Here is a 25,202-nt window from a genome sequence, read left to right on the forward strand (position 1 = left end):
CCCCCACACGAGGGAGTGAGCCCTCGGCACGCCCTGCGCGGACTTCGTCGCCCGCGCGGCTCTGGGGGGGGGGCGTGCCGCGCGCCGTCATCGCGCCCGGCCCGGAGCCGTGGTCGAAACGCCCCACCCCGGCGCGATGACCAGTGACCCGCGCGATTGCGAGCGTAAATACACCGTTAAACAGCTTTCAATTGAAACGAAGGCGCCAAAATTTTCCGACGGATGCAGTTCCGATACGAATGAGTTCGAGTATCGATTGTCAGCCCGCGACATCGGTTGGAGAGAGGTCAAACAGACTCGTTGTCATAACATTCGACAAATGATGCGGTGTAAGACATGACCTCGCAACCGCCGGGCTTCGGGAGTTGTGCGATGATCCGCCTGCAAAATATTTCGATCCGAATGACGATGAGCGTGGTGCTCTTCGTCTTGGGTCTGATTATCTTCACCTATGCAACGTCCGCGCTGATCGGAGCCCGTGCTTCTGCTGTCCAGGCCGAGGCGGGTATCTCGCTCGTGCGGGCGAGCCGCGCGCTGCTCCAGACCCTGTACGCGACGCGGCTGGAGCGGGGCGCCACCCTGCAGTTCCTGGCCGCCGGCCAGCCGATGGATGCCGAGACCCTGTCCGGGCTCTACACGGAGCGGCAGCGGGCGGTCGCCGGCATCGCCGCCGCGACGACACTGGTGGGCGACCTGGATCTGCCCTCCGTCCGGGCGACGCTCGGTCAGCTTCAGGCGTCCCGCGAGCGTGTCGAGCGCCTCCGCCCCCGGGTGGATGACGCCCTGAAGGTGTCGAAGGCCCAGCGTGACGCCTCCGTCACCGCGGAGGCGCAGACGGCCTTCCTCGCCATGCTCGACACCCTGACGGCGACGACGGATGCGGTCGATGCCGCGATCCCGCGCTCCGATACCGTCCTGGAGCGCGATCTCGCCCTCAAGCGCTCGGCCTGGGCGACCCGCATGGCGCTCGGCGCCATCGCGCTGCGGATCCAGACATCCCTGTCGGCCGGGACGCCCTGGTCGCCCGCCGAGACTGTCGCCGCCGCCGAGGAGCGGGGGCGGCTCGACGCCACGTGGAAGCTCGCCGCGGAGACGTCGGCGACCCTCTCGGGCACCGTCCGGGCGGCCTTCGACAAGGCCCGCACCAACAATTTCGAGGGCGCGCCCCTCGACCGGCGCATGGCGGTCTCGACAGCTTTGGCGCAAGCTCAGCCGCCGGGGATCACGCTCCAGCAGGCGCGCAAGCTCGACACCCCGGAACAGGCCACCTTCGTGGACCTCGCCTACGCCGCCCTCGACGAGATGATCGCGCGCGCCGAGACCCTGGCCCAGGATGCACGCAGCGTCCTGGTGCGCAACGTGGCGGCGCTGCTGGTCTCCGGGCTGCTCGTCGCCCTCGGCCTGGTCGCCCTGTTCCGCTTGGTGCTGCGTCCGATCCGGACGATGACCGGGACCATGCAGGCCCTGGCCGACGGCGACGCGTCGGTCGAGGTGCCGCTGCGCGACCGCAACACCGAGGTGGGCGCGATGGCGCGGACGGTGCAGGTGTTCAAGGACAACCTGATCCGCACCCGCGCGCTTGAGGCCGAGACCGTGCGGGAACGGTTGTCCGCCGAGGTGCAGCGTCGTGACGGCATGCGGGCTTTGGCCGAGTCGTTCGAGACCGCGGTCGGCGGCATCATCAAACAGGTGTCGGTCTCCGCCACGGACCTGCAAGCCACCGCACAAACCCTGACCGCAACGGTCGATCGGACGGCTGGCCAGGCCGTCACAGTCGCCTCCGCAGCCGAGGAGGCCGCCAGCAACGTCAACACGGTGGCGGCCGCCGCCGAGGAACTGGGAACCTCGGTCGAGGAGATCGGCCGGCAGGTCGATGGATCGGCCAAGCTCGCGCAGGGCGCGGTGGGCGAGACCGATCGGACCGGGGCGCTGGTACAAGAGTTGAGCAGCGCCGTGGCGCGGATCGGCGACGTGGTCGGGCTGATCTCGTCCATCGCCGCCCAGACGAACCTGCTGGCGCTCAATGCGACGATCGAGGCGGCGCGCGCGGGTGAGGCCGGGCGCGGCTTCGCGGTCGTCGCCGCCGAAGTGAAGGCGCTGGCCGAGCAGACCGCCAAGGCCACCGAGGAGATCTCCGGGCAGATCGCACGCGTCCAGACCTCGACGGGCCAGGCGGTCTCGGCGATCGGCGCGATCACCGGACGGATCCAGGAAATCAGCGCCGTGTCGACCAGTATCGCCGCCGCGGTTGAGGAGCAGGGCGCCGCCACCCAGGAGATCGTCCGCAATGTCGGGCAGGCGGCGACCGGCACCGGTGCGGTGACCAGCAACATCGTCGGCGTGGCGGGGGCGGTGGAGCAGGCCGGGCGGGCGGCGAACCAGGTCCTGGGGTCGGCCTCGGTCCTGTCGCGCCAGTCCGAGCAGCTCACCGCGGAAGTGACCCGCTTCCTGATGAACGTGCGTACGGTCTACGCGATGGCGCCGCGTCAGATCCAGCTCGTGCGGGACAGCTTCGAGAAGGTCCGGCCGATCGCCGGTACGGCGGCCGACCTGTTCTACGGACGCCTGTTCGAGATCGCCCCGCAGGTCCGCTCCATGTTTCCGGACGACATGGCCCCGCAGAAGAAGAAGCTGATGACGATGCTCGGGCTCGCGGTCGCCAATCTGGATCAGCCGGCGACTCTGACGGCCAGGGTCCAGGAACTCGGCCAGCGTCACGTGGGTTACGGCACGAGGAACGACCATTTCGCGCCGGTCGGCGCCGCCCTGCTCTGGACCTTGGAGCAGGGGCTCGGCCCGGCCTTCACGCCGGAGGTTCGGGACGCTTGGACCGAAACCTACAACCTCATCGTGGATCTCATGAAAACCGCGTCCGCCGACATCGCCGCCTGACCCGACACCGGGCGGAGCCAAGCTGTCGGGTTTCGCTCCGACGACCCGCCGCAGGACGGCGCGCCCGTCGCACGTCCGAACCCCGATCCGTCGGATCGCGCGCCTCCCTGGCCTGGACCGGCTCGAGTCGATAGAAGGCCCCCCGACGGCCGGCGCGGACGGCGCCGGCTCCAGGGAGATACCATGCCTCGCCTGTCCCTCATTGCCGGAGCCGCGTTCATCGCCATGACAGCAGCCGCGAATGCCGAGATCGTCACCCTGCCCTCGGGCCTGAAGTACCAGGATGAAGTGGTGGGCACCGGGCCCGAGCCGAAGGCCGGCCAGCAGGTCACCGTGCAGTACACGGGCTGGCTCGACGAGGGTGGCAAGAAGGGCAAGAAGTTCGATTCCTCCCGCGACCGCAACCAGCCCTTCAGCTTCCCGCTGGGCGCCGGCCAGGTGATCAAGGGCTGGGATCTCGGCGTCGCCACCATGAAGACCGGGGGCAAGCGCACCCTGATCATCCCGCCGGAGCTGGGCTACGGCGCCCGGGGCGCCGGCGGCGTGATCCCGCCGAACGCCACGCTGATCTTCGACGTCGAACTCCTCGGCGCGAAGTAGTCTGACCGCTGCGCGAGCGCGAGACTCCGAGACAATGCTGTTCGCGCAGCTGCCCGACGAGCTGTTCAAGCCGCTGGCCTCGCCGAGCCGGGGCTTCAACGCGGCCCTGCTGCTGCACCTGCACCGGCGCGTCCTCGGGGCGGAGCCGGTGCGCAAGGCCGAGCTGCTCGCCGAGATCGGCGATTTCGCCGCCGGCTGGAGCGACCCCGAGATCCTGGGCGACGAGCCGATCTCCGCGGATCCGGCCGAACGCCGCAACGCCCTCTACCGGCGCCTCCTGGAGACCGGCTGGCTGCTCGAGCGCCGCGAGCGCTACGTCCCGGTGGCCGAGTTCGACCCGGAGGCACGCCTCCTGCTCGAGGAGCTGTCGCGCCTGGAGCGGGGCGAGACCCGCTCGTATGGCGGCGCGGTGCTGGAGGTGCTGGGCGGCCTGGAGAGCGCCGTCTCCGATCCGGCCAACCGCTCCGAGGCCCTGTCCAACGCCGCCCGGGCGTCCGCCGCGTTCCTGGCCCATGTCCGCGGACTCGCCGCCGGCATGCGCAAGGTCGAGGAGCGTATCCTGCGCGAGCCCGACCGGGCCAAGACCTTCCGGCTGTTCTTCGAGGATTTCGTCGAACGCCACCTGATCAGCGACTACCGGACGCTGCACACCCGGTTCAATCCGTTCCGGTTCCGCGCCAGCGTGGTCCGCGAGGCCGGGCGGGCGCTGCGCGACGCCCTCACGGTGCGGGCACTGGCCGAGGGGCAGATCCGCGAGGGCCGCAGCCCCGACCTCGACACCGCGCAGCGCGCGGTCCGGGCCGATCTCGCCCAGATCCTCTCGGTGTTCGAGGGGCTCGACAACCATCTCGACGCGGTCGATGCCGTGGTGGCGCGCCTGGAACGGCGGATCGGCGCCGCGCTCCATGCCATGGACCGGCCGGACCCTTCGGGGATCGAGCGGGTCGCCGGGATGCTGCGCGCCGTCGGCGCCGCCGAGGTCGCGCCGGAGGTGCCGCCGGTGGTGTCGCTGCTCCGGCCGCCGATCGGCCAGGGTCACCTGCAGACGCCGCGCGCCCGCCGCAGCGCCATCGACGTCGAGCCGCTGCCGGATATCGACTACGACCCTGCGGTGGATGCCTTCGCGGCCGCCAAGGCCGAGTTCCGCCGCCGCACCACCGTCACGCCGGAGACCATGACGGCCTTCGTCGAGGCGCGGCTCGGCAAGGCCGTATCGCTGCGCGGCTCGCAGATCGCGATCGAGGGGGTCGACGACTTCGTGGTGTTCCAGCGCCTGCGCGAGATCGAGGTGCTGTTCGACGCGCGGCTGCGCGACCGCTACGCGGTGGTCCGGCTGCCCGAGCGGCTGGCCAACGGCTGGCTGGACTGTCCCGATTTCCTGCTGGAGCGGCGTGCCGGTGCTTGAGGGATTTCGCGCGATCATCGACGGCGACGAGCCGCCGCCGCCGGGTGCCCGCGCTCCGGACGCCGAGGAGCTGTGCCGCGCCCTCCAGGTGATGCTCAAGGGTCAGGTGATCTACGCCGACACGCCCGGCATCGGCCGCTCCTACGAGCTGGCCCGGCACTACGCGCCGTTCTTCACCGATTACTTCGCCTGCCTGGGCTACGCGCTCACGGTCTCGCACCGCGACCAGATGGTGTCGCTGAGCCCCGCCGCCGACGCACCCCGGCACGACATCGCCTCCGAGCGCCTGCGCAAGGACGAGACCCTGGTGCTGCTGGCGCTGCGGCTGCTCTACGAGGAGGGCCTGCGCGACAACCGCGCCGGCACGGACGGGATCGTCGCGTGCACCACCGACGAGATCGTGGAGAAGATCCGGGCCGTCGCCCGCAACGAGCCCCCGGAAGAGGGCCGGCTCGCCGACATCCTGCGCCTCTACGCCCGGCGCGGGGGCCTGCGGATGGGCGAGCGCGACCGGGTCGAGCGGGTCACGCCGCTGTCGCTGCTGCCGGGCCTCGCGGTGCTGGCCTCCGACGCCTGGCTGGAGCGCCTGCGGGCGTGGTCGGAAGCCGGGGAGCTCTGAGGGCGGCCCTCGGCACCGCTGGCGGATGAACCGCGCCCGGTTCCCGGACGCCTGGACCGTCAGGGGGTGCCATGTCGCTGCGCGCGGACGCGTCGCGTCCCGCTGGATCGCCGGCCGCTCACGCTGCCTGCGCCCGGGAAAGGGGCTCGGCGCAAACGGTAACCCGGCGTCTCAAGCCGCGCGCACCGTCGCCAGAAAATGCTCTACCTCCTCGCCGAGCTGCGCCGCCTGGCGGGCCATCTCGGAGGCCGAATCGAGCACCTGCCCGGCCGCTTGCCCGGTCGCCGCTGCGGCGCCGGCCACGCCGGTGACGTTGGCGGTCACCGCCTCGGTTCCGGTGGCGGCCTGGGTGACGTTGCGGACGATCTCCTGGGTCGCGGCGCCCTGCTCCTCCACGGCGGCGGCGATCGCGGTCGCCATCCCGCTGATGTCGCGGATGCGGGCCGCGATGCCGTCGATCGCCCGCACCGCCTCGCCGGTCGAGCCCTGGATCCGGCCGATCTGCGCCGCGATCTCGGCGGTGGCCCGGGCGGTCTGGGCCGCGAGCGCCTTCACCTCGGTGGCGACGACCGCGAAGCCGCGCCCCGCCTCCCCGGCCCGCGCGGCCTCGATGGTGGCGTTCAGGGCCAGCAGGTTGGTCTGGTCGGCGATCGAGGAGATCAGCGTCACGACTTCCCCGACCCGCTGCGCCCCCGTGCTCAGGGCCTGGACCAGCTGCGCGGTCGCGGCCGCCTCGTGGACGGCGGCCTGGGCCAGATCGGCCGATGCGCCGACCTGGCGCCCGATCTCGTCCACCGTCGAGCCCAGTTGCTCGGCCGCCACCGCCACCGTGGTCACGTTGGTGGAGGCCTGCTCGGCCGCCGCCGCCGTGCCGGTCGACCGGCCGGCGGTCTGCGACGCGGTCGCGTTCAGGCCCTGGGCGGTGGCCTGCAACCGAGTCGCCGCCGCGGTCACCGAGCTGAGGATGCCGCCGACGGCGCCCTCGAACCGGTCGGCCAGCGTCCGCGTCGCCTCCCGGCGCTGGGTCTCGGACTCGGCGCGGGCTCGTGCCGCCTCGCCCTCGAGGGTGCGGGTATGCAGCAGGTTCCGCCGGAACACCGCCACGGTGGCCGACATGGCGCCGATCTCGTCCCGGCGGGCCGCGTAGGGGATCTCCGCCTGCACGTCGCCGTCCGCCAGCCGGCGCATGGCCTGGGTCATGACGGTGATCGGGCGCGAGACGCCGACGAAGCTGTAGAGCGTCGCCCCCAGGGCGATCAGCAGCGTGACGCCCAGCATGATCACGGTCGAGCGGACCGCCTCAGCCTGGCTCCCGCGGGCGCTGCGCCCGGCCGCGTCGCCGGCCTGGATGTTCATCTCGGCCAGCGCGTGCGCGGCTCCGGCGGCGGCGACGTAATGGCCGTTCATCGCTCCGCGGAAATACGACATCGCCGGGTCGCGCTGCTCGAGCGTGAAGCCGCGCAGGCGCTCCCAGTCGTAGTGCTGCACCTTGAGCTTGGCGAGCAGGTCGTCGAACCGGGCCTTCTCGTCGGGCGAGGCGATCAGCGTCCGATAGGCCTCGACCTTGGCGTTCCGCTCCCGGGTCAGCCCCTCGACCTCCTTGACGGTGAGCTGCCGCTCGGTCTCGGCCATCGCGGTGATGAAGCGGAACTGCGTGAGCCGCGACCGGATCACCAGCGCCTCGATGGCCTGCGCCTCGTTCATCGACAGGACCGCGTGATCGAGCAGCGTCGCGAGCTGGCGGTCGAGTGCGATCATCCGATGGATCGCGAACCCGCCCTGAAGCGTGGCGGCCAGGAGGAGCAGGGCGAAGAGGCCGCTCAAGGTAAACTTTAGACTGGTGCGCATGGTTTTCATGGATCCCCCCGGCGGGACGATACAGGCGCGAAATTGTCTGACAAGTTGCGAATCCCGGTTGAGGTGACAGCTCGGCGCCGGGAACGCCGAAGCTTGCATGCGCGGCCGAACCCGGCCAACTGGTCCGCACATCCTTCCGACAGCGGCCCGGCCTCCCGACATCGTGTACGTCCTCACCGACATCGCCATCTCGAACTGGTACCTGATCCGGCGCGAGCAGATCCGCCTCCGGGGCGCCGCCGCCCTGGTCGGGCCGACGGGGGCCGGCAAGTCCACGATCTTCGACGCGGTCGGCACGGTGCTCGCCGGCAACAACGCCAGCCGGCTTGCGCTGAACGCCTCGGCCTCCGGACGCAGCGCCCGCACGGTGCGCGACTATTGCCTGGGCTGGATCAGCGATCCGGCGGAGGGCGGACGGCCGACGCGGGAATCCTGCGAGACCGTGCTGGCCCTGGTGTTCGAGAACCCCGCCTCGGGCCGCACCGTCACGGTCGGGCTGGCGCTGGCGGCCCGGGCGGTGGAGCCGCGTGAGACCGTGCTGTCCCGCTTCATCGCGGTCGGGCACCGATTCGAGGTCGCCGACTATACCCGCACCGCACCGGGCGGCAGCTTCACGGCGCCGTGGAGCGAGATCGCCGCGGATCTGCGCGCCCGGGCGGCGAGCTTCACCGAGTACCGGACCTCCGGCGAGCGCTTCACCGCCGACATCCTGGCGACCCTGCGGGAGGGCGCGCCCTCCCCCGAGCCGCGGCACTTCCTGCGCAGCTTCTCCAACGCCGTGGCGTTCAAGCCGATCTTCGACACCAGCGCCTTCGTGCGCGCCTTCGTGCTCGACCCGGAGCCCCTGGACGTCGAGCGGGTGCGGCTCTCCATCGCCAACTGGCGCCGCCTGCTCGAGACGATCGGCGAACTGGAGAGCCGTCTCGCCCGGCTGCGGCGCCTGCGCGACCGCTACGAGGCCTGGGGCGATGCGGTGCTGGCCGCTGCCACCCACGAGTTCGCGGCGGCCTGCGCCGAGCTGCGCCGCCGCAGCCTCGACCTCGTCGCGGTCCGCCTGCGCCTGCGCGAGGGTGCCGACACGTTGCGGATCGCCCGGGAGCGGGTCGCGGCGAGCCGCGGCCACGTCCGGGAGATCGACGGCGAGATCGCCGAGAAGAAGGCCCTGCTCGCCGGCAGCGCCGCGGAGGGCCGGCTCGCCGCCTCGACGCTGGGCCTGTCGATGCTGGAGCGGGACCGGAAGGACCTCTCCGCCCGGATCGCCGACCTCGTCGGCCTGGTCGGCCAGATGGGCAAGCTTCAGCCGGTCGCCCCGATCCTGCGACAGTCCTGCCCGCCGGCGGCCCGCCTCGCGGAATCCTGCGCCCGGGCCGGCCTGCGCCGGGAATCCTCGCCCGACGAGATCCTGCGCCCGGACGGGCCCCTGGCGGACCTGATCGACGGGCTGCGGCGCCTGCCGGAATTCGACGAGGCCCTGGAGCGGGCGGCCGAGGATGCCGCCCTGAAGGCCCGCGCGCAGGAGAGCGAGGCCGAGCGCACCGCGCCGCGCACCGGCGCCGGCCCGGCGGCGCGCCTGTCCTCCGATACGGTCGCGTTTCGGGGGGAGCTGGCCCGGCGCGACATCGACGCGCTGCCGATCTGCGAGCTGGCCGAGATCGTCGACCCGACCTGGGGGCCCGCGCTGGAGGGCCTGCTCGGGCGCGCCCGCGAGGCCCTGGTGGTGGCGCCCGACCGGCTGAGCGAGGCGCTGGGCGTCCTGCAATCGGGCCGCGACCGGTTCCACCGCTGCATCCTGGTCAAGACCACCGACACCGCCAAGCAGCGGGCGCGCCGCTACGACGACGGCCCGCTCACCGTGATCGAGACCAGCGATCCGCACGCGGAGGCGTTCCTCGGGGTGCGGCTCGGCGGCTACGACCTCGCCCGGGACGATGCCGAGCTCGCCCGCCTGTCCCGCGCCGTCGCGCCGAGCGGCCGGACCACGGCCGGCATGGCCTATTCGGTGACCCGCAGCGTCGATCTGCTGATGACCCGCGGCCATCGCGGGCCCACGGTGGACAGCCGCAGGGCGCACGAGGCCGCGGTTGCGGAGGCCCGGCGGCTGCGCGGCGAGGCGGCGGTCCTGCGCGAGGCCGCCCGCACCGCCGCGGCGGTCCGGGCCCGCATCGCGCGCGGCCTCGACGACGTCGATACCCTGCGGAGCGAGCTGGACGGGCTGGAGGGGCGGCGGCGCACGCTCCAGACCGAGCGCGAGGGCATCGAGAAGCGCGACAATGCCGGCCTCACCGCTGAGATCGCCGCGCTGACCACCGAGCGGATCGGCTACCTGCGGGAATTGTCCGACGATCTGGAACCGAAGCTCGACCGCCTGCTCGCCGACGAGGCGGCGCTGCGGGGGCGCCTCGGGACCGTGCGCGAGGCCGCCCGCGCGGCGCTGGCGGCCCGGCGCTCAGCCCTGCGGCAGGCGATGGGCGGCGACGCGGCGCGGGTGCGCCTCGCCCGCTCCGAGACGTTCGGCGTCGGCGTGATCGCGCAGGCGCGGGGCGCGCTCGCGGGCCTCGACGCAAAGGCCGCGGGCACACGGGCCGCCACGGAGCGCGGGCTCGCCCGGGAGGCCGCCGAGGCGGCCCGCTCGCACGGGCGCGTCGCCGAGCGCGAGCTGACCGAGGCCTGCTCGGCCTGGCGGGTCGAGAATCCGCTGAACGCCGGCGACGCCCCGGCGATCGACGGCTACGCCTGGGTCTCCAAGGAATACGAGGCCGTCGAGGGCCACGAGCTGCGCCGCTACCGCGCCCAGGCCGAGCGGGCCGAGGTCGAGATGCGCCGGCTCATGACCGAGGATCTTCTGACCCGCCTGGCCGACCGGTTCGAGCGGGTCCATGCCCGGCTCGCCGCCCTGAACGAGCGGCTCTCGGCGCGCAGCTTCACCGGCCAGACCTACGCGTTCGAGGCGGCGGTGGACCGGCGCTACGCCGCCGTCCACGCCCTGGCCACCGAGACCGCCCGCTCCCCCGAGGCCGCGCAGGCGCTGCTGGCCGGCGAAACCGAGGGGCCGATGGCGGCGGCGCTGGAAGAGATCACCGCGCTGATCGCCGGCCAGGAGGATGCGGCCCGGCTCGCCGATTACCGCAACTACTTCGTGTACGAGATCGGCATGAAGGACGCAGCCGGCAACCGCACGACGATGTCGGCGCGGGCGCTGCGCGGGTCCGGCGGCGAGGCGCAGGCGCCGTTCTACGTGGCGATCGCGGCCTCGCTGGCGAGCGCCTACTATCCGGGCGACCGGCCCGGCGACGAGAATCCGGGCCTGGGCCTCTGCCTCCTCGACGAGGCGTTCTCCAAGCTCGACGTGCGCAACAGCCAGGCGCTGGTCGATCTCTACCGCGCCTGGGGATTGCAACTGCTGATCGCCGCCCCCGAGGACAAGCGCACGACGCTGACCGAGGTGATGGACACCATCGTCACCGTCTACAAGAGCCCGGATCTGACGTCGGTGCGGATCGAGGCCGAGCACCCGTTGGAGGCGGCGCGCCGGGCGCTGCACGCGATCAACCCGGAGCAGGTCGGGGTCGAGGGCTTCCGCCACTCGGACGCGGCGGAGTGAGCCGGCGGGGTACCGATTGCGATCCCCGATATCCCCGCTGTTCCTAAGCCGCGCCCTGGTTCGCTCAGTGCAGGCCCCGTGCCAGGGCCACGCTGCCGCGGACGATCACCAGCGCCTGGAACCCGATCGCGCCGAGCATCCATGTGACGATCTCGGCCTTCATCTCGGCGAGGTCGGCCTTGTTGGCGAGCCGCAGCGCCTCGATCTCGGACTTGGTCGAGAGCCGCAGCGCCTCGATATCCGTCCGGACCGCGGCGATGTCGGTCTTGGTCGCCAGATCGTTCTGGATCGCCTCGGCGATGGCGTCGGCCAGACCTTCAGCCTGCTCCGAGGACATTTTGGCCTTGTCGCGGAGCGTGCGGACGAACCGCAGGGTGTCGAAAGCAACGGCGGTCGCGGACGCGGCTCGCACTCTCGAGAAGAGGCTGGCCTGAAGTGCCGCTTCAGGCTCCGTTCGTCCAGCATACGAACGTAGCTGGCGCACGGGCGACGTGACCTTGGCAGGATCGATCGACCGCCTCGCCGTCATCCGGCGGGCGCGGCACGACCGGTCGGCAATTCGTCACGGCGCCGCCGATCGGCGGGGCTCTGCGCTGCGAGGACCCCAGCAGGTCGATCCTCTTCGCGCAAAGCCACTTTGGATCCGCTGGAACCGGTCAGTTCAGATAGGTGCGGATCCAGTTCGGGGAGAGGATCTCGCCCTCCTCGGTGATGATCCAGGGCTGCTTGGCCGGATCGGTCAGGGCGCCCGCGGCGGCGGCGATCGCCTCGCGCAGGGTGCCGTACCGCTCGGGCTGGGCCAGCGGGGCGCTCGCCGGGGCCGTGCGCCAGATCGTGAGATCGGCCGGGCGTTCGAGAGCTTCGGTTTCCATGATGTCGTGTCCTTCCGAACCGTTTTGGACCGTTCAGATCCCCGCCGCCCGGTCGAGCCGGTGTGCCGCGGGATCCGAGAGGCTGAGCGTCAATGCAAGCATCTCTGCGGCAGCTTTGCGATCAATTTGGGCATTTCAGGCACCAGTATCTAGTCCTACTACGTAGGATAAGGTGCGGTGCCTTGTTCCATGCCCAAACCGGCCATGCCTGATCCGCCGTGAACTTGCGAGAATTGTGGCCACCGATTGATGACCATTCCGTTAGCCAATGCGCGCCAGTCTCCGAGGTGCGCCAGAACACGTCAGGGCCCCGGCGGAGACCGTGCTTCCCCTGTGTTGACGCCCCGATCCTGAACGCGCACTTAAGGCTTTCCCCGCGCGTCCTGCGCCGCTGCCCCGCCGCCGCCCCTTCGCTGCCTCGTCCTGACCTGGAGACCGCCCCCGTGCCGGATCGTACCGTGCGCATCGTGCTCGCCGCGGTCCTGGTCCTGCTGGCGCTCTACGTCGCCCAACCCTACGTGCAGGCGCTGCTCTACGCGGCCGAGACGCCGCGGGCGGTGACCGCACGCGGCGATCTGGCCCAGTCCGAATCCGCCACGATCGCGCTGTTCGAGCGGGCGAGCCCCTCGGTCGTTCACGTCTTCGCGCGGAGCGCCGCGACCGGGCGCGACCTGCTCGACGCGGACGACGAGGGTGGCGAGCAGGGCGGCACGCAGACCGGCACCGGCTTCGTCTGGGACGGGGCCGGCCACGTCGTCACCAATACGCATGTCGTGCAGAACGCGGCGCAATCCGGCGGCTCGGTTTCGGTACGGATGAGCGACGGAGAGGTGGTCTCCGCGACCCTGGTGGGGCTGGCGCCGTCCTACGACCTCGCGGTCCTGCGGCTCGGGCGGGTGGCCAAGATGCCGCCGCCCCTGGCGATCGGGACCTCGGCGGACCTGAAGGTCGGCCAGTCGACCTTCGCGATCGGCAACCCGTTCGGCCTTGACCACACCCTGACCACCGGCGTGATCAGCGCCGTGCGCCGGCGGATGCCGACCAGCGCCGGGCGTGAGCTATCCGGCGTCATCCAGACCGACGCGGCGATCAACCCCGGCAATTCCGGCGGCCCCCTGCTCGATTCCGCCGGCCGGCTGATCGGGGTCAACACCGCCATCGTCTCGCCCTCGGGGGCCAGCGCCGGCATCGGGTTCGCGATCCCGGTGGACGTGGTCAACCGGGTCGTCCCGGAGCTGATCCGGGTGGGGCGGGTGCGCAACCCCGGCATCGGCATCATCGCCGCCCAGGAGGCCGCCGCCGCCCGGCTGGGGATCGACGGCGTGGTGGTGCTGCGGGTCCTGCCCGGGTCGCCCGCGGCCCAGGCCGGCCTGCGCGGCGTCGACCCGCAATCCGGCGATCTCGGCGACGTGATCGTGGCGGCCGAGGACCGGCCGATCCGCCGGCTGGCCGACCTCACCGCGGCGATCGAGGAGGCCGGCCTCGGCGCGGCCATCAACCTGAAGGTCGCGCGCGGCGGCCGGATCCGGGAGGTCCGCATCACCACCGCGGATGTCGCGGAGAACCGCCGGTGAGGCGGCTGCCCGGCCTCGTGCTGCTCGTCCTGGTCTCCGCCGGCATCGCGCAGGCTGCCGAGACGCGGGTGCGGTCCCGCCTCTGCCCGGAGGACCTGCCGGAGGGTGTCCGCCTGCCGCCGCCGCCCGGCTGCGACGTTCCGGCCCACGCCCCGACGACGGCCCCGCGCGGGTTCTACGATCTGGGTGACGGCACCACGGTGCGGATCGGTGGCCGCGTCGGCGCCGAATTCGGCGCGCGGCGATAACGGCGGCGGTTCGCGATGGTGCTGTTTGCGGTCCTACTGGCCTGCGCCACGCTCTGGTGGCTCTCGAAGAACGGGGACGGCCTCGGCCGCCGGCTCGGGCGTGCCTTCGGCAAGGGCGTCGGCGCGGTGACCGGCGCGGTCCAGCCGCAGAAGCTCGGCGGCGCCTTCGCGCTCGCGGCGGCCGGGTTCCTGCTCCTGCACGGGAACCTCATCCTGGCGGCCCTGCTCGGCCTCAGCGGCATCTGGATGATCGAGGGGCAGGCCGCCATGACCGAGCGCCTCGCCCGCCTCGTCACGTCCCGGTTCGGCCCCGGGCTCCGGTACCGCACGTCCCTGCTCGATGTCCGCCTGCGTCCGGACGGCTCCATCCGCGACGGCCGGGTGATCGCCGGGCCCGGTGCCGGGGCCCGGCTCGACGCCCTGCCGGCCGAAATCCTGATCGCGCTGCTGCAGGTCTGCCGCGCACGCGATGCCGAGGGCGCGGCGCTGCTAGAGCCGTATCTCGACCGCCGGGCGCCCGGCTGGCGTGTAGACGCTGAGCGCGATCGAGACCCGCGGCCGGGACGCCCGGCGTATCCAGGGTCGATGACGCAGGAGGAGGCGCACCAGATCCTGGGGCTTCAGCGCGGGGCGACCGCTGAGCAGGTCCGGACGGCCCACAGGTCTCTGATGAAGCTCACCCACCCCGACCAGGGCGGAAGTGCCGACAGGGCGGCGCGGGTCAACGCGGCCCGGGACAGGCTTTTGAACCGACATCGCTGAACTCCACGCGCGTTGTCAGATGCTGACTGGTTCGCAGCCGCGGGCAAACACAGCCGCGGCTCCGCCGTGCCGGCGCGCCGGAGGGGCGCGCCGTCGATCGTCTAGAGCGTCGTCCCGGAAATCAGGGCCGGGACGACGCTCGAGGCCTCTGTCTCCGCATCATCTTGGTCCGAAAGCCGGAATCCACCTTTCGGGATGATGCTCAAGGTCGTTCAGCTGCGGGTCGCGAAGCAGCTGAAGCCGCTGCGCTTCAGGGCCGAGCAGGCATCCTGCGCGGAATCCTGTTCGGCGAAGCCGGAGAAGCGGGCGCGGTACAGCGTGGTCCCGCCATGCTCGACCTTGACCGTGTAGGGCGCCGCCTTGGACAGGCTGCCGCCGGCCTTGGCGCGGGCCTCGGAGAGCATCGTGCGGGCCTTGGACTCGTCGTCCATGGCGCCGAGCTGGATCACCCAGGCGGTGGGGACGACGCGGGTCCCGGCGACGGCCTTGGGCGGTTCGTCGCGTTCCGCGGAGGCCATCCGGGCCGCGGTCTTGGATGCGCCCGGGAACGGTGCCTGGGCGCCGCTCGCGCCGGCATAGGCCTGCGCGGCTTTCGGGAGGGCCTGCGACACGCCCTGCGGACCGGGCTTCCAGGTGCCGCCCGGCGTCGTGGTCGAGCGCGAGGGCATGATGTCCAGGGGCTCGCCGGTGGTGCCGGTGGTCTCGACATCCTCGTCGTCGGCCGAGGCGACCTGGGTGCGGGTGCGCGAGACGGCGTCCGCCACCACGGCCGGGCGGGCCCGCTCGGCCACCTCGGTGACCGGCGCCGACTGGCGGACGCCGGCATAGGCCCGGGGCAGGTTGGCGCGGACGAGGTCGGCCATGATCCGGTCGCGGCTGCCGCCCGACTTGCCGCCGAGCACGATCGCCACGATCTGGCGGCCCTCGGACTTGGCCGCGGTCATCAGGTTGAAGCCGGAGTCGCGGGTGTAGCCGGTCTTGATGCCGTCCACGCCCTGGACGTTGCCGAGCAGGTGGTTGTGGTTGCCGATCACCCGGCCGCGGAACGCGAAGGCGCGGGTCTGGAAGTAGCGGTAATAGTGCGGGAACCGATCCTGGATGGCGCGGGCCAGGACGGTGAGGTCCCGGGCGGTGGTGAGCTGGTCGGGGTCCGGCAGGCCGGAGGCGTTGGCGTAGCGGGTCCGGCTCATGCCGAGCGCGTGCGCCTTGGCGGTCATCATCTGGGCGAAGCGCTCCTCGGAGCCGGCGATGTTCTCGCCGATCGCGCAGGCCACGTCGTTGGCCGACTTGGTGACGATCGCCTTGATCGCGTCCTCGACCTTGATGGTCTGGCCCGGGCGCAGGCCGAGCTTCGAGGGCGCCTGGGCGGCGGCGTGGGCCGACATGGTCAGCTCGGAATCGAGGGCGAACTTGCCGCGCTCCATCTGCTCGAACAGCATGTAGAGCGTCATGACCTTGGTGATCGAGGCCGGATGGCGCAGCGCGTCCTCGTTGACCGCGTGCAGCGTCTTCCCGCTCTTCACGTCCACCACCATGGCGGCGTAGGGCGGGTTGTAGCCGCCCCCTGACGCATGGTGATGGTGCCGCCCGCGGCGGGCTTCGGCCGGGGCGGCCAGGGCGGTCAGGACCGCGGCGGCGGCCAAGGCGGCCGGCAGCGCGGGGATCGTCCGGGGGCGGCCTACAACGCTACGCATCACGCCTGATTGCCTCGCGAGACCGGCATGCGCCGGTCGTATCTCTGGTGCTGGCCTGCGTTGATCGCGTGGCCCCGCTGCATCGGTTGAGAATTAGGCGGGTGCAGTTACAGGCCCGTTAATGCGAACCACTCGCGTTCCGAATCGCGCCGGTCCGGCCATGTCTTGACGATGGCGTATGCGACCCACACTCTTGGGTGAGATCCGGTTTCGTCATCGGTGTCGGCGCGCGGCGAGCCGGCCCGGCGGCGCCGAGGAGGCCGGCCATGCAACGATCCCCCGCCCTCCCCGCGTCTTCCGGCATTCCCCGGTCGGGAATCGGGTTTCGCGCGGTTCGATCCGGGCGCTGCGTGCCGACCCTGGCCCCGCCTGCCGGGCGCGTTCCGCGTGCCGACCTCGGCAGGTCGGCATGAGCGGGTCGCAGGCGTCGCGCCGGGCGCAAGCTTTGCGGGGCGGACAAGTGCGCGCAGGCGTCTGGCGAAGTCGCTTCACGGTCTGTAGATTAATGTCCGCCGACCCGGACGCCGCTCCCGGCAGGGTCATGACGGGATCGGTATTGGGGGCCGGCGACGCCCGCTCCAATCGAGGGATCGGTTCGACGCACATGACACAGGTCCCCCTTCAGGGCACCGCGATATCGACGACGCTTCACGGGCCGACGCGTTTGGCGATCACGGCCTCCGGTTCGCGCGCCCCGGGCGGCGACGACCGGTCCAACACCGCGATCATCACCCGCACCAAGCCGAAGACCAAGAAGCCAAGCCTGTACCGGGTACTCCTTCTGAACGACGATTATACGCCGATGGAATTCGTCGTGCTGGTCGTCGAACGCTTCTTCAACAAGAGTCACGAGGACGCCTACCACATCATGATGCACGTGCATCAGAACGGGGTCGGCGAGTGTGGGGTCTTCACCTACGAGGTGGCGGAGACCAAGGTGACGCAGGTCATGGACTTCGCGCGCAAACACCAACATCCTCTCCAGTGCGTTATGGAAAAGAAATAGGCGCCGTTCGCGGTAGGCACCCACACAGAGGCCAGCTTTGCCAAGCTTCTCACGCAGCCTAGAACAAGCCCTCCACCGAGCCCTGGCGCTCGCCGGCGAGCGACGGCACGAATACGCGACGCTGGAGCATCTCCTGCTCGCCCTTGTCGACGACCAGGACGCGGCCGCGGTCATGCGCGCCTGCAACGTCGAGATCGACACGCTGAAGCGCAGCCTGGTCGATTACGTGGACACCGAGCTCTCGAACCTGACCGGGGACGGGCGCCAGGACGCCAAGCCCACCGCCGGGTTCCAGCGGGTGATCCAGCGGGCGGTGATCCACGTCCAGTCCTCGGGCCGTGAGGAGGTGACCGGGGCCAACGTGCTGGTGGCGATCTTCGCCGAGCGCGAGAGCCACGCCGCCTACTTCCTGCAGGAGCAGGACATGACCCGCTACGACGCGGTCAACTACATCAGCCACGGCATCGCCAAGCGCCCCGGCGCGTCCGAGGCCAAGCCCGTGCGCGGCGCGGAAGAGGAAGGTGCCCCCGAGCGCCCGAGCGACGAGGGCGATCCCCGCGGCGGCGCGAAGAAGAAGGGCGACGCGCTCGACGCCTACTGCGTCAACCTCAACAAGAAGGCCCGGGACGGCAAGATCGACCCGCTGATCGGCCGCCACTCCGAGGTCGAGCGCACGATCCAGGTGCTCTGCCGCCGGCAGAAGAACAACCCGCTGCTGGTGGGCGACCCCGGCGTCGGCAAGACCGCGATCGCCGAAGGCCTGGCCCGCAAGATCATCCAGCACGAGGTGCCGGAGGTCCTGGCCGACGCGACCGTGTTTTCCCTCGACATGGGCACGCTGCTGGCCGGCACCCGCTACCGGGGCGACTTCGAGGAGCGCCTCAAGCAGGTGATGAAGGAGATCGAGGCGCACCCGAACGCGATCATGTTCATCGACGAGATCCACACGGTGATCGGTGCCGGTGCGACCTCGGGCGGCGCCATGGACGCGTCGAACCTGCTCAAGCCGGCGCTCGCCTCGGGCACGCTGCGCTGCATCGGCTCGACCACCTACAAGGAGTACCGCCAGTACTTCGAGAAGGACCGCGCCCTGGTGCGCCGGTTCCAGAAGATCGACGTCAACGAGCCGTCGATCCCGGACACGATCGAGATCGTGAAGGGCCTGCGCCCGTACTTCGAGGAGTTCCACAAGCTCAAGTACACGACCGAGGCCGTGAAGGCGGCGGTCGAGCTGTCGGCCCGCTACATCAACGACCGCAAGCTGCCCGATAAGGCGATCGACGTGATCGACGAGACCGGCGCGTCGCAGATGCTGGTGCCGGAGGCGCGTCGCAAGCGCACCATCGGCATCAAGGAGATCGAGGCGACCATCGCCACGATGGCCCGCATCCCGCCAAAGACCGTCTCGAAGGACGACGCGGTGGTGCTGCAGCACCTCACCGAGAACCTGAAGCGGGTGGTCTACGGCCAGCCGAACGCGATCGAGGCGCTGACCTCGGCGATCAAGCTCGCCCGGGCGGGCCTGCGCGATCCGGACAAGCCGATCGGCTCGTACCTGTTCGCGGGTCCGACCGGCGTCGGCAAGACCGAGGCCGCCAAGCAGCTCGCTTCCTCGCTCGGCGTCGAGATGCTGCGGTTCGACATGTCGGAATACATGGAGCGCCACACGGTCAGCCGCCTGATCGGCGCGCCCCCCGGCTATGTCGGCTTCGACCAGGGCGGCCTGCTCACCGACGGGATCGACCAGCACCCGCATTGCGTGCTGCTGCTCGACGAGATCGAGAAGGCCCACCCGGACCTGTTCAACATTCTGTTGCAGGTGATGGACCACGGCAAGCTGACCGATCACAACGGCAAGCAGGTCGATTTCCGCAACGTCATCATCATCATGACGACCAATGCCGGCGCCTCGGACCTGGCGAAGTCGGCCTACGGCTTCACTCAGACGAAGCGCACGGGTGACGACGTGGAGGCGATCAACAAGCTGTTCGCGCCGGAATTCCGCAACCGCCTCGACGCGATCATTTCGTTCGGCCACCTGCCGAAGGAGGTCGTGGCCAAGGTCGTTGACAAGTTCGTCCTCCAGCTCGAGGCGCAGCTCGCCGACCGCAACGTGACGATCGAGCTGTCCGACGAGGCGCGGGCGTGGCTGGTGGAGCACGGTTACGACGACGCCATGGGCGCCCGCCCGATGGCGCGTCTGATCCAGGCGACCATCAAGACGCCGCTGGCCGACGAGGTGCTGTTCGGCAAGCTCAAGGACGGCGGCGCCGTCCGGGTGGTGGTGCGCAAGCCGGAGGACGAGGAGGCCAAGGCCGGCGCCAAGGACAGCCTCGGCTTCGACTTCCCGGCTGGTCCGGTCACGCCGAAGCCGGAGGCGGACGTCACCAACGCGGCCAAGCGGCACAAGCGGGCCAAGCCCCGCGCGGCCACGCGCAAGAAGACCCCGAAGGACGACAAGGGCGGCGGTGGTGGCAGCGGCGGCTCGGGCGGCGGCGTCCGGACCGTGCCGAAGGTGCCACTGGTCCGCGCATAAGAGCCCTCACGCCGGCCGGCAGGCTTCCGGACCACGGCCTGCCGGTCTATGACCGCCGCGACGCGAACGCGCCGCGGCGAGGAGGCGCTTGATGACCGAAGATCTGCACGAGGGGCCTCTTTCCCCCGTCACGCATCCTGCGCCTGCCCCGAAGCTGACCCGGCGCGAGGAGCGGCGCCGGCGCCGCCAGCGGCGTCGCCGCGGCGAGGAGGTGCTGGCCTGGGTGCTGGTGCCGCTGATCTGCGTCGGGATCTTTCTCGGCGTGAATGCCGGCTTCGACTTCTTCGGCACCTCGCCCGGTCAGGTCTGGGACCAGCTGATGCAGGTCAAGACCATGATGGAGAAGCGGTCCGCCAACCCGGCCGCGCATTAGAGCCTCGGATCGGGCAACAGGATCGACGCCCTGCGTGCGGTCCTGCCCCTGGCGGCGTCGGTGGCATTCAAGGCGGCATCTCCGTTTCCGGGATGATGCTCGGGGACGTCCAGACGGCATGACCCTTTGCCGGCCGCAGGCTCGCCTCCTTCGGGAAGATGCCGCGGCCCTGCCGCGCTTGCCGGTCCGCGATCTCGGTACAGGTATCCGGGATGAAGCCGGACTGATCCGGTTCAGAATGGCCCCCCAGCGTTGACGCCATGAGTCCGACCCGACGAACGATTTTGGCGGCTGCCGTGCTGGCGGCCCCGTCCGTGCGCGCCGCGACGCGGGGCGGCTCCGTGGCGGTCGTCGGCGCCGGGGCGGCCGGCCTGGCGGCGGCGTCGGCACTGCGCGCGGCCGGGCAGGACGTGGTGCTGGTCGAGGCCCGGGACCGGATCGGCGGCCGGGCTTTCACCGATCGGTCGCTCGGACCCGATTGCCGCTTCGATGCCGGCGCCGAGTACATCCACTGGGCCGAGCGCAACCCCTGGGCCCCCGTGGCCCGGGCATCGGGCGTGCGTTTCGCGCAGGAGAGCGGCTGGGCCCGGACGCTCATGATCGACGGCCGGCCGGCGACCGACGCGGAGAATGCGAGCCGCCGTGCGGGCTTCTCCGGGCTCGACGCGCTGCTGGCCCCCAAGGGGGGTGACACCTCGCTGGCCGAGGCCGCCCACGCTGGGGGCCCGAACGCCGAGGGTGCGGCGGCCGGCCTGAGCCGGCTCTCGCTCGGCGAGGATCCCGAGCGGGTCTCGGCGGTGGATTACGATCGCTTGTGGTCCGGGACCGACCTCTGGGTCGATGGCTACGGCGACCTCGTGGCGCGGCGCTTCGCCGACCTCCCGGTCCGGCTGAGCTGTCCGGTGCGGGCGATCGACTGGTCCGGCAAGACCGTCCGGATCGACACGGCCTGCGGCACGCTCGCGGTGGCGGCGGCAATCGTGACGGTGCCGGTCGGCGTGCTGAAAGAAGGGGCGATCCGGTTCACCCCGGGCCTGCCCGATGGCACTGCGGCGGCCCTGGATGGTCTGCACATGGGCGCCTACACCAAGATCGGCCTGCGGCTCGACCCTGCGAAGGTCGATCCGGCGGCTCTGGGCGACGCGGTGTCGGTGATCACCGGCGGCCCAACGGTGTATTTCGAGATGGGCCCGTTCGGCCGCGCCATCGCGGTGGCCAATCTCGGCGGCGACCTCGCCCGGGACCTGTGCCGCGCGGGCGAACCGGCCGCGATCGCCCTGGCCACCGAGCGCCTCGGCGCGACCCTGGGCGCGAAGGCGCAGGGCGCCGTCCTGGCCGGCCGCCTCGCCGGGTGGTGGACCGACCCGCACGCCCGCGGCTCGTATTCCATCGTCGAGCCCGGACACGCGGAGGCTCGCGAGCGCTTGCGCGATCCGGTCGGCGGGCGGGTGTTCTTCGCCGGCGAAGCGCTCGCCGGCGGCGGCGCCATGACGGTCGGCGGCGCCACCCTCGACGGTGAGCGCGCGGCCCAGGAAGTGCTGAAGGTCCTGGGCGCCTAGAGCATCGCCCCGAGAGGTGGCTGCCGGCTTTCGGAAGGCGACGATGCGCGAGCGCGGCGCGCAGAGTATCTGAGCCGGCAGCCGATGGTCCTGACGATGCCTTAAGCCGGCTTCCGGATCGCCGCCACGGCCAGCGGCTGTTCTCGGCCGCGCAGGGCGTGCGTGCCAAGATCCTCCGCCACGAGGTCGGGCGGCAGCGGGCCGATCCGGTCGAGCAGGTCGGCCGAGACCAGCACGTGCACGCCGAGGCTCTTGGACAGGCTCTCCAGCCGGGCTGTGGTGTTCACGACGTCGCCGAAATACGCGATCTTGTGGCGCTCGAGCCCGATCTCGGCGGTGACCACCGAGCCGCAATGCAGGGCGGCGCGGAATTCCGGGACCTGCCCGAACCGCTTCGTCCAGGCGTCGGCCTCGGCGGCGAGCTGCTCGGCGAAGGCGAAGACGCAGCGCAGGCAGGCCGCGTCGCGCGTGCCCCGCTCGATCGTCCAGGTGACCAGGGCCATGTCGCCGATGTAATCGTCGATCGAGCCCCGGAAGCGCGAGACCGGCGGCGCCAGGGCGTTGAACACCTGCCCCAGATAGGCCTGCGCCGCGCGGTCGCCGTGGCGGTCGGCGAAGCGGGTCGAGCCGGTGACATCGAGGAACAGGAAGATGCGCTCCTCGCTGATCGGCCGGTGGTAGCGGCCGATCAGCAGGTTGGCGAAGACGCCGGGACCGATCAGGTCGCGCACCCGGAACACGAACACCACGAGGACCGAAATCGCGAGCCCGTAGAGCAAGCCGGATTCGGTCATCAGCATCGCGTTCCGCTCGCTGTACATGAAGCGGAACAGGCGGTTCAGCACCGTACTGGCGACCGCGTTGCCGGCCACGATCAGGGCGATGTAGAGCGCCACGGTGGAAAGCAGGAACAGCGGCGTCGCCAGCTGGCGCACGCGCTCCCGCATCTGCCGCCACAGCAGCCCGCGCTCGTAAAGCAGGATCGGTGCCCCAATGATCGCGCCCCGGATGGCCGAGCCCAGCAGCGGGCCGACCGCGAACAGCGATCCGTAGAGCAGGCCGGCCAGGGCGCCGAGCCCCGGCGCCACGAGGTAGAACCAGCGCGGGCTGAAACGCATCCGGCCGTCCTTCACCCCACGTGCCGGCTTGACGCGCCGGGGTTCAATCCTGCCGGAGGGCGTGGACCGAGAACAGCCCCTCCGGATCGGTCCAGACCTGGATCCAGGTCCAGCCGGCCCGCTCCACCAGGGCTCGGAAGGTCTCGACCGTGTACTTGTAGCTGCTTTCGGTGTGGATCGTCTCGCCGGCCGCGAACGCGAAGGTCTCGGAGCCGATCCCGACATCCTGCGCGCGCTGCGAGACCAGATGCATCTCGATCCGTGAGGGCCCCGGGTTGAACACCGCCCGGTGCGAGAAGGCGCCGAGATCGAAGCGGCCGGCGAGCTCCCGGTTGATCCGGGTCAGGAGGTTGAGGTTGAACGCAGCCGTTACGCCTGCTGCATCCGCGTAGGCGTTCTCCAGGATCGCGGTATCCTTCACGAGGTCGACGCCCACGATCATGTGGGCGCCCTTCCCCAGGATGCGCCCGAACCGCCGCAGCAGGTCCTCGGCCTCGGCGGGCTCGAAGTTGCCGATGGTCGAGCCCGGGAAGAAGCCGGCCCGGGGCATGCCCGCGAGGCTCGCGGGCAGGTCGAAGTCGCGGGTGAAGTCGGCCGCCACCGGCTCGACCCGCAGATGCGGGAAGTCGCCGCTCAGCACGTCCGCCTGCGCCCGCAGGAACTCGGCCGAGACGTCCACCGGCACGTAGGCCGCGAGCTTGTCGAGGTGGCGCAGCAGGCGGCGCAGCTTGATGGTCGAGCCGCTGCCGAACTCGACGAGCGCGGCCTTGGCCGGCAGCAGCGCGGCCATCTCGGAGCCGCTGCGGTCGAGGATCCCGACCTCCGTGCGGGTCGGGTAGTATTCCGGCAACCGCGTGATCGCCTCGAACAGGTCCGAGCCGGCGGTGTCGTAGAAGTACTTCGGCGCGAGCGCCTTCTGCGGGCGGGACAGGCCGTCCCGCACATCGGCCAGGAAGGCCAGTTCGGGCGTGTCCAGGGCGACCGGGGCCGCGTCGGGGAAGCTGGGCTTGACGGTCAAGGGCGACTCCGGGGCGCTTGGAGCGCTCGCGGCCGACGGGGATACCGGTTCGGCGTCGGCGAGCGTTTCGAATCGAGGATTGAGGCCGTTCGCGATCGGGAACGGCCCTAGGCGGCGTCGGTGAGGCGCAGGCCGGTGAACTGCCAACGCTGATGCGGATAGAAGAAGTTGCGGTACGGCAGCCGGGCGTGGCCCTCCGGCGTCGCCACCGACGAGCCGCGCAGCACGAACTGGCTGACCATGAACTTGCCGTTGTATTCGCCCAGGGCCCCCGGCAACGGCCGGTAGCCCGGATAGGCGGTGTAGGCGCTGCGGGTCCATTGCCAGACGAGGCCGAACGCGTCCGGCAGGGCGCCGTCCCGTGCCGCCACCTCCCATTCGAACTCGGTCGGCAGGCTGCGGCCGGCCCACCGGGCATAGGCGTCGGCTTCGTAGTAGCTGAGATGGGTGACCGGCGCGTCGAGATCCACCGGCCGCACGCCGCCGAGCGTCATGGTCGCCCAGCCGTCACCGTCTCGGCGCCAGTAGCCCGGCGCCTCCCAGCCCTCGGCCTGGCCGGCGTACCAGCCGTCGGAGAGCCACAGTTCGGGCTTGGCGTAGCCCCCCGCCTCCATGAAGGCGAGCCATTCGCGGTTGGTGACCAGCGCCCTGTCGATCCGGCCGGGCAGGATCAGCGCCTCGTGGCGGGGCGATTCGTTGTCGAACGAAAACCCGTCTCCGGTATGCCCGATCCAGGCGATGCCGCGGGCGAGCGGGGCCTGACCCGTCTGCCCGGAGGCGGCCGGGAAGCGCCAGCCGGCATCGTAGGCCGGCCCGAGGGGGTTCTGCGCGAAGGCGTGCAGAATGTCGGTGAGCAGAAGCTCCTGATGCTGCTGCTCGTGGTACAGCCCGATCTCGAGGATCGGCAGCACGGCCTCCAGGGCGCTTTCCGAGGCCTGGCCGAGCAGCGACTCCACCGCGCGGTCGATATGCGCCCGATAGGCCGTGACCTCGTCCATGGTCGGCCGGGTGATCATGCCCCGCTGGATGCGCGGCTGTCGCGGGCCGGCCGCCACGTAGTACGAGTTGAACAGGTAGTGCAGGCGCTCGTCGAAGATGGCGTAGCCCGGCAGGTGCTCCCGCAGCAGGAACTGCTCGAAGAACCACGACACGTGCGCCCGGTGCCACTTGGTCGGGCTGGCATCGGCCATCGACTGGACCTGCTGGTCCTCCGCCGAGAGCGGCGCGGCGCGGCGCTCGGTCTCGCTGCGCACGAAACGGAATGCGGCGATCCAGGCGGCGCGGTCGATCGGCCGGGCGGTCACGGCCGGGGGCGGGAAAGCCGCAGCCGGTTGCGCGCGCGTGTCGCCGGAGCGGAGTGCCGCCGTGGCTGCCATGCGGATCTTCCCTTATTCGCGTCTCTGCTGGGATCGTCTTATCGACGCTCAGCTTGGTCGCAGAAGATATGTCCCCGCGGTGGTCAGACAAC

At 71.2% G+C, this 25,202-nt stretch carries 19 protein-coding genes; 12 read left to right on the top strand and 7 right to left on the bottom strand.

Annotation, left to right across the window (positions count from 1 at the left end; all coding sequences use genetic code 11):
- Window positions 1–408 precede the first annotated feature (408 nt).
- The 4 genes from FV242_RS18075 (at window position 409) to FV242_RS18090 (ending at window position 5,516) form a co-directional block, all read left to right on the top strand.
- Entirely contained in the window at window positions 409–2,892 is a 2,484-nt protein-coding gene (locus FV242_RS18075; RefSeq protein WP_246692766.1) for a methyl-accepting chemotaxis protein, read from the top strand.
- A 183-nt stretch (window positions 2,893–3,075) separates the two neighbouring features.
- The gene (locus FV242_RS18080) at window positions 3,076–3,492 is read left to right on the top strand and encodes an FKBP-type peptidyl-prolyl cis-trans isomerase (RefSeq protein ID WP_007569323.1); all 417 of its coding nucleotides are present in this window, start codon (window positions 3,076–3,078) and stop codon (window positions 3,490–3,492) included.
- 34 nt (window positions 3,493–3,526) lie between these two features.
- On the top strand, window positions 3,527–4,897 hold the full coding sequence (locus tag FV242_RS18085) for a Wadjet anti-phage system protein JetA family protein (RefSeq protein ID WP_147909954.1): 1,371 nt from the start codon (window positions 3,527–3,529) through the stop codon (window positions 4,895–4,897).
- Window positions 4,890–5,516, top strand: a complete 627-nt coding sequence (locus FV242_RS18090) for a DUF4194 domain-containing protein (RefSeq protein WP_147909955.1) — start codon at window positions 4,890–4,892, stop codon at window positions 5,514–5,516. The genes FV242_RS18085 and FV242_RS18090 overlap by 8 nt, the downstream gene beginning before the upstream one ends.
- A 171-nt stretch (window positions 5,517–5,687) precedes the next feature.
- Here FV242_RS18090 and FV242_RS18095 read toward each other — a convergent pair whose 3' ends face one another.
- A complete protein-coding gene (locus FV242_RS18095) occupies window positions 5,688–7,364 on the bottom strand; it encodes a methyl-accepting chemotaxis protein (protein ID WP_147939888.1) in 1,677 nt (558 codons plus the stop codon).
- A 172-nt stretch (window positions 7,365–7,536) separates the two neighbouring features.
- Between FV242_RS18095 and FV242_RS18100 the strand changes: the two genes are divergently transcribed.
- The gene (locus FV242_RS18100; RefSeq protein WP_147939907.1) at window positions 7,537–10,974 is read left to right on the top strand and encodes an SbcC/MukB-like Walker B domain-containing protein; all 3,438 of its coding nucleotides are present in this window, start codon (window positions 7,537–7,539) and stop codon (window positions 10,972–10,974) included.
- Window positions 10,975–11,038: 64 nt separating this feature from the next.
- Here FV242_RS18100 and FV242_RS18105 read toward each other — a convergent pair whose 3' ends face one another.
- Window positions 11,039–11,311, bottom strand: a complete 273-nt coding sequence (locus tag FV242_RS18105; RefSeq protein WP_147939889.1) for a DUF1640 domain-containing protein — start codon at window positions 11,309–11,311, stop codon at window positions 11,039–11,041.
- A gap of 319 nt (window positions 11,312–11,630) precedes the next feature.
- A complete protein-coding gene (locus FV242_RS18110) occupies window positions 11,631–11,846 on the bottom strand; it encodes a hypothetical protein (protein WP_147909957.1) in 216 nt (71 codons plus the stop codon).
- Between the two features lie 443 nt (window positions 11,847–12,289).
- Between FV242_RS18110 and FV242_RS18115 the strand changes: the two genes are divergently transcribed.
- The 3 genes from FV242_RS18115 to FV242_RS18125 are packed head-to-tail and all read left to right on the top strand — an operon-like array spanning window position 12,290 to window position 14,430.
- Window positions 12,290–13,420 carry a S1C family serine protease gene (locus FV242_RS18115; RefSeq protein ID WP_147939890.1) on the top strand — a complete coding sequence of 377 codons (1,131 nt, stop codon included), beginning with the start codon at window positions 12,290–12,292 and terminating at the stop codon, window positions 13,418–13,420.
- On the top strand, window positions 13,417–13,668 hold the full coding sequence (locus tag FV242_RS18120) for a hypothetical protein (RefSeq protein ID WP_147909959.1): 252 nt from the start codon (window positions 13,417–13,419) through the stop codon (window positions 13,666–13,668). Before FV242_RS18115 ends, FV242_RS18120 begins: the two co-directional genes overlap by 4 nt.
- Before the next feature lie 15 nt (window positions 13,669–13,683).
- On the top strand, window positions 13,684–14,430 hold the full coding sequence (locus FV242_RS18125; protein ID WP_147939891.1) for a molecular chaperone DnaJ: 747 nt from the start codon (window positions 13,684–13,686) through the stop codon (window positions 14,428–14,430).
- 212 nt (window positions 14,431–14,642) lie between these two features.
- Here FV242_RS18125 and FV242_RS18130 read toward each other — a convergent pair whose 3' ends face one another.
- Window positions 14,643–16,124 (bottom strand): D-alanyl-D-alanine carboxypeptidase, encoded by a 1,482-nt coding sequence (locus tag FV242_RS18130; RefSeq protein WP_147939892.1) that lies wholly within the window; start codon window positions 16,122–16,124, stop codon window positions 14,643–14,645.
- A gap of 604 nt (window positions 16,125–16,728) precedes the next feature.
- Between FV242_RS18130 and clpS the strand changes: the two genes are divergently transcribed.
- The 4 genes from clpS to FV242_RS18150 all read left to right on the top strand — a co-directional run bounded on the left by clpS (window position 16,729) and on the right by FV242_RS18150 (window position 21,598).
- On the top strand, window positions 16,729–17,130 hold the full coding sequence (clpS, locus tag FV242_RS18135; RefSeq protein WP_187278473.1) for an ATP-dependent Clp protease adapter ClpS: 402 nt from the start codon (window positions 16,729–16,731) through the stop codon (window positions 17,128–17,130).
- A 37-nt stretch (window positions 17,131–17,167) separates the two neighbouring features.
- On the top strand, window positions 17,168–19,666 hold the full coding sequence (clpA, locus tag FV242_RS18140; RefSeq protein WP_147909962.1) for an ATP-dependent Clp protease ATP-binding subunit ClpA: 2,499 nt from the start codon (window positions 17,168–17,170) through the stop codon (window positions 19,664–19,666).
- A 91-nt stretch (window positions 19,667–19,757) separates the two neighbouring features.
- Complete coding sequence (locus FV242_RS18145; RefSeq protein ID WP_147909963.1) at window positions 19,758–20,039, top strand: hypothetical protein; 282 nt, start codon at window positions 19,758–19,760, stop codon at window positions 20,037–20,039.
- A 260-nt stretch (window positions 20,040–20,299) separates the two neighbouring features.
- Window positions 20,300–21,598 carry an NAD(P)/FAD-dependent oxidoreductase gene (locus tag FV242_RS18150; RefSeq protein WP_147939893.1) on the top strand — a complete coding sequence of 433 codons (1,299 nt, stop codon included), beginning with the start codon at window positions 20,300–20,302 and terminating at the stop codon, window positions 21,596–21,598.
- A 101-nt stretch (window positions 21,599–21,699) separates the two neighbouring features.
- Here FV242_RS18150 and FV242_RS18155 read toward each other — a convergent pair whose 3' ends face one another.
- The 3 genes from FV242_RS18155 to egtB form a co-directional block, all read right to left on the bottom strand.
- Complete coding sequence (locus FV242_RS18155) at window positions 21,700–22,716, bottom strand: adenylate/guanylate cyclase domain-containing protein (RefSeq protein WP_147939894.1); 1,017 nt, start codon at window positions 22,714–22,716, stop codon at window positions 21,700–21,702.
- 43 nt (window positions 22,717–22,759) lie between these two features.
- Window positions 22,760–23,734 carry an L-histidine N(alpha)-methyltransferase gene (gene egtD, locus FV242_RS18160; RefSeq protein WP_147939895.1) on the bottom strand — a complete coding sequence of 325 codons (975 nt, stop codon included), beginning with the start codon at window positions 23,732–23,734 and terminating at the stop codon, window positions 22,760–22,762.
- Window positions 23,735–23,841: 107 nt separating this feature from the next.
- On the bottom strand, window positions 23,842–25,110 hold the full coding sequence (egtB, locus tag FV242_RS18165; RefSeq protein WP_147939896.1) for an ergothioneine biosynthesis protein EgtB: 1,269 nt from the start codon (window positions 25,108–25,110) through the stop codon (window positions 23,842–23,844).
- Window positions 25,111–25,202: the final 92 nt, after the last annotated feature.

The sequence above is a fragment of the Methylobacterium sp. WL64 genome, assembly GCF_008039945.1.
Classification (GTDB): domain Bacteria; phylum Pseudomonadota; class Alphaproteobacteria; order Rhizobiales; family Beijerinckiaceae; genus Methylobacterium.

Excerpts from the sequence above, each read along its gene's own strand:
- FV242_RS18080 (WP_007569323.1), top strand. The coding sequence starts at position 3,076 with ATGCCTCGCCTGTCCCTCATTGCCGGAGCCGCGTTCATCGCCATGACA.
- FV242_RS18145 (WP_147909963.1), top strand. The coding sequence starts at position 19,758 with ATGACCGAAGATCTGCACGAGGGGCCTCTTTCCCCCGTCACGCATCCT.
- egtB (WP_147939896.1), bottom strand. The coding sequence starts at position 25,110 with ATGGCAGCCACGGCGGCACTCCGCTCCGGCGACACGCGCGCGCAACCG.
- FV242_RS18155 (WP_147939894.1), bottom strand. The coding sequence starts at position 22,716 with ATGCGTTTCAGCCCGCGCTGGTTCTACCTCGTGGCGCCGGGGCTCGGC.
- FV242_RS18150 (WP_147939893.1), top strand. The coding sequence starts at position 20,300 with ATGAGTCCGACCCGACGAACGATTTTGGCGGCTGCCGTGCTGGCGGCC.
- FV242_RS18125 (WP_147939891.1), top strand. The coding sequence starts at position 13,684 with ATGGTGCTGTTTGCGGTCCTACTGGCCTGCGCCACGCTCTGGTGGCTC.
- FV242_RS18105 (WP_147939889.1), bottom strand. The coding sequence starts at position 11,311 with ATGTCCTCGGAGCAGGCTGAAGGTCTGGCCGACGCCATCGCCGAGGCG.
- clpS (WP_187278473.1), top strand. The coding sequence starts at position 16,729 with ATGACACAGGTCCCCCTTCAGGGCACCGCGATATCGACGACGCTTCAC.
- FV242_RS18075 (WP_246692766.1), top strand. The coding sequence starts at position 409 with ATGAGCGTGGTGCTCTTCGTCTTGGGTCTGATTATCTTCACCTATGCA.
- FV242_RS18110 (WP_147909957.1), bottom strand. The coding sequence starts at position 11,846 with ATGGAAACCGAAGCTCTCGAACGCCCGGCCGATCTCACGATCTGGCGC.
- FV242_RS18130 (WP_147939892.1), bottom strand. The coding sequence starts at position 16,124 with ATGCGTAGCGTTGTAGGCCGCCCCCGGACGATCCCCGCGCTGCCGGCC.
- FV242_RS18085 (WP_147909954.1), top strand. The coding sequence starts at position 3,527 with ATGCTGTTCGCGCAGCTGCCCGACGAGCTGTTCAAGCCGCTGGCCTCG.
- FV242_RS18095 (WP_147939888.1), bottom strand. The coding sequence starts at position 7,364 with ATGCGCACCAGTCTAAAGTTTACCTTGAGCGGCCTCTTCGCCCTGCTC.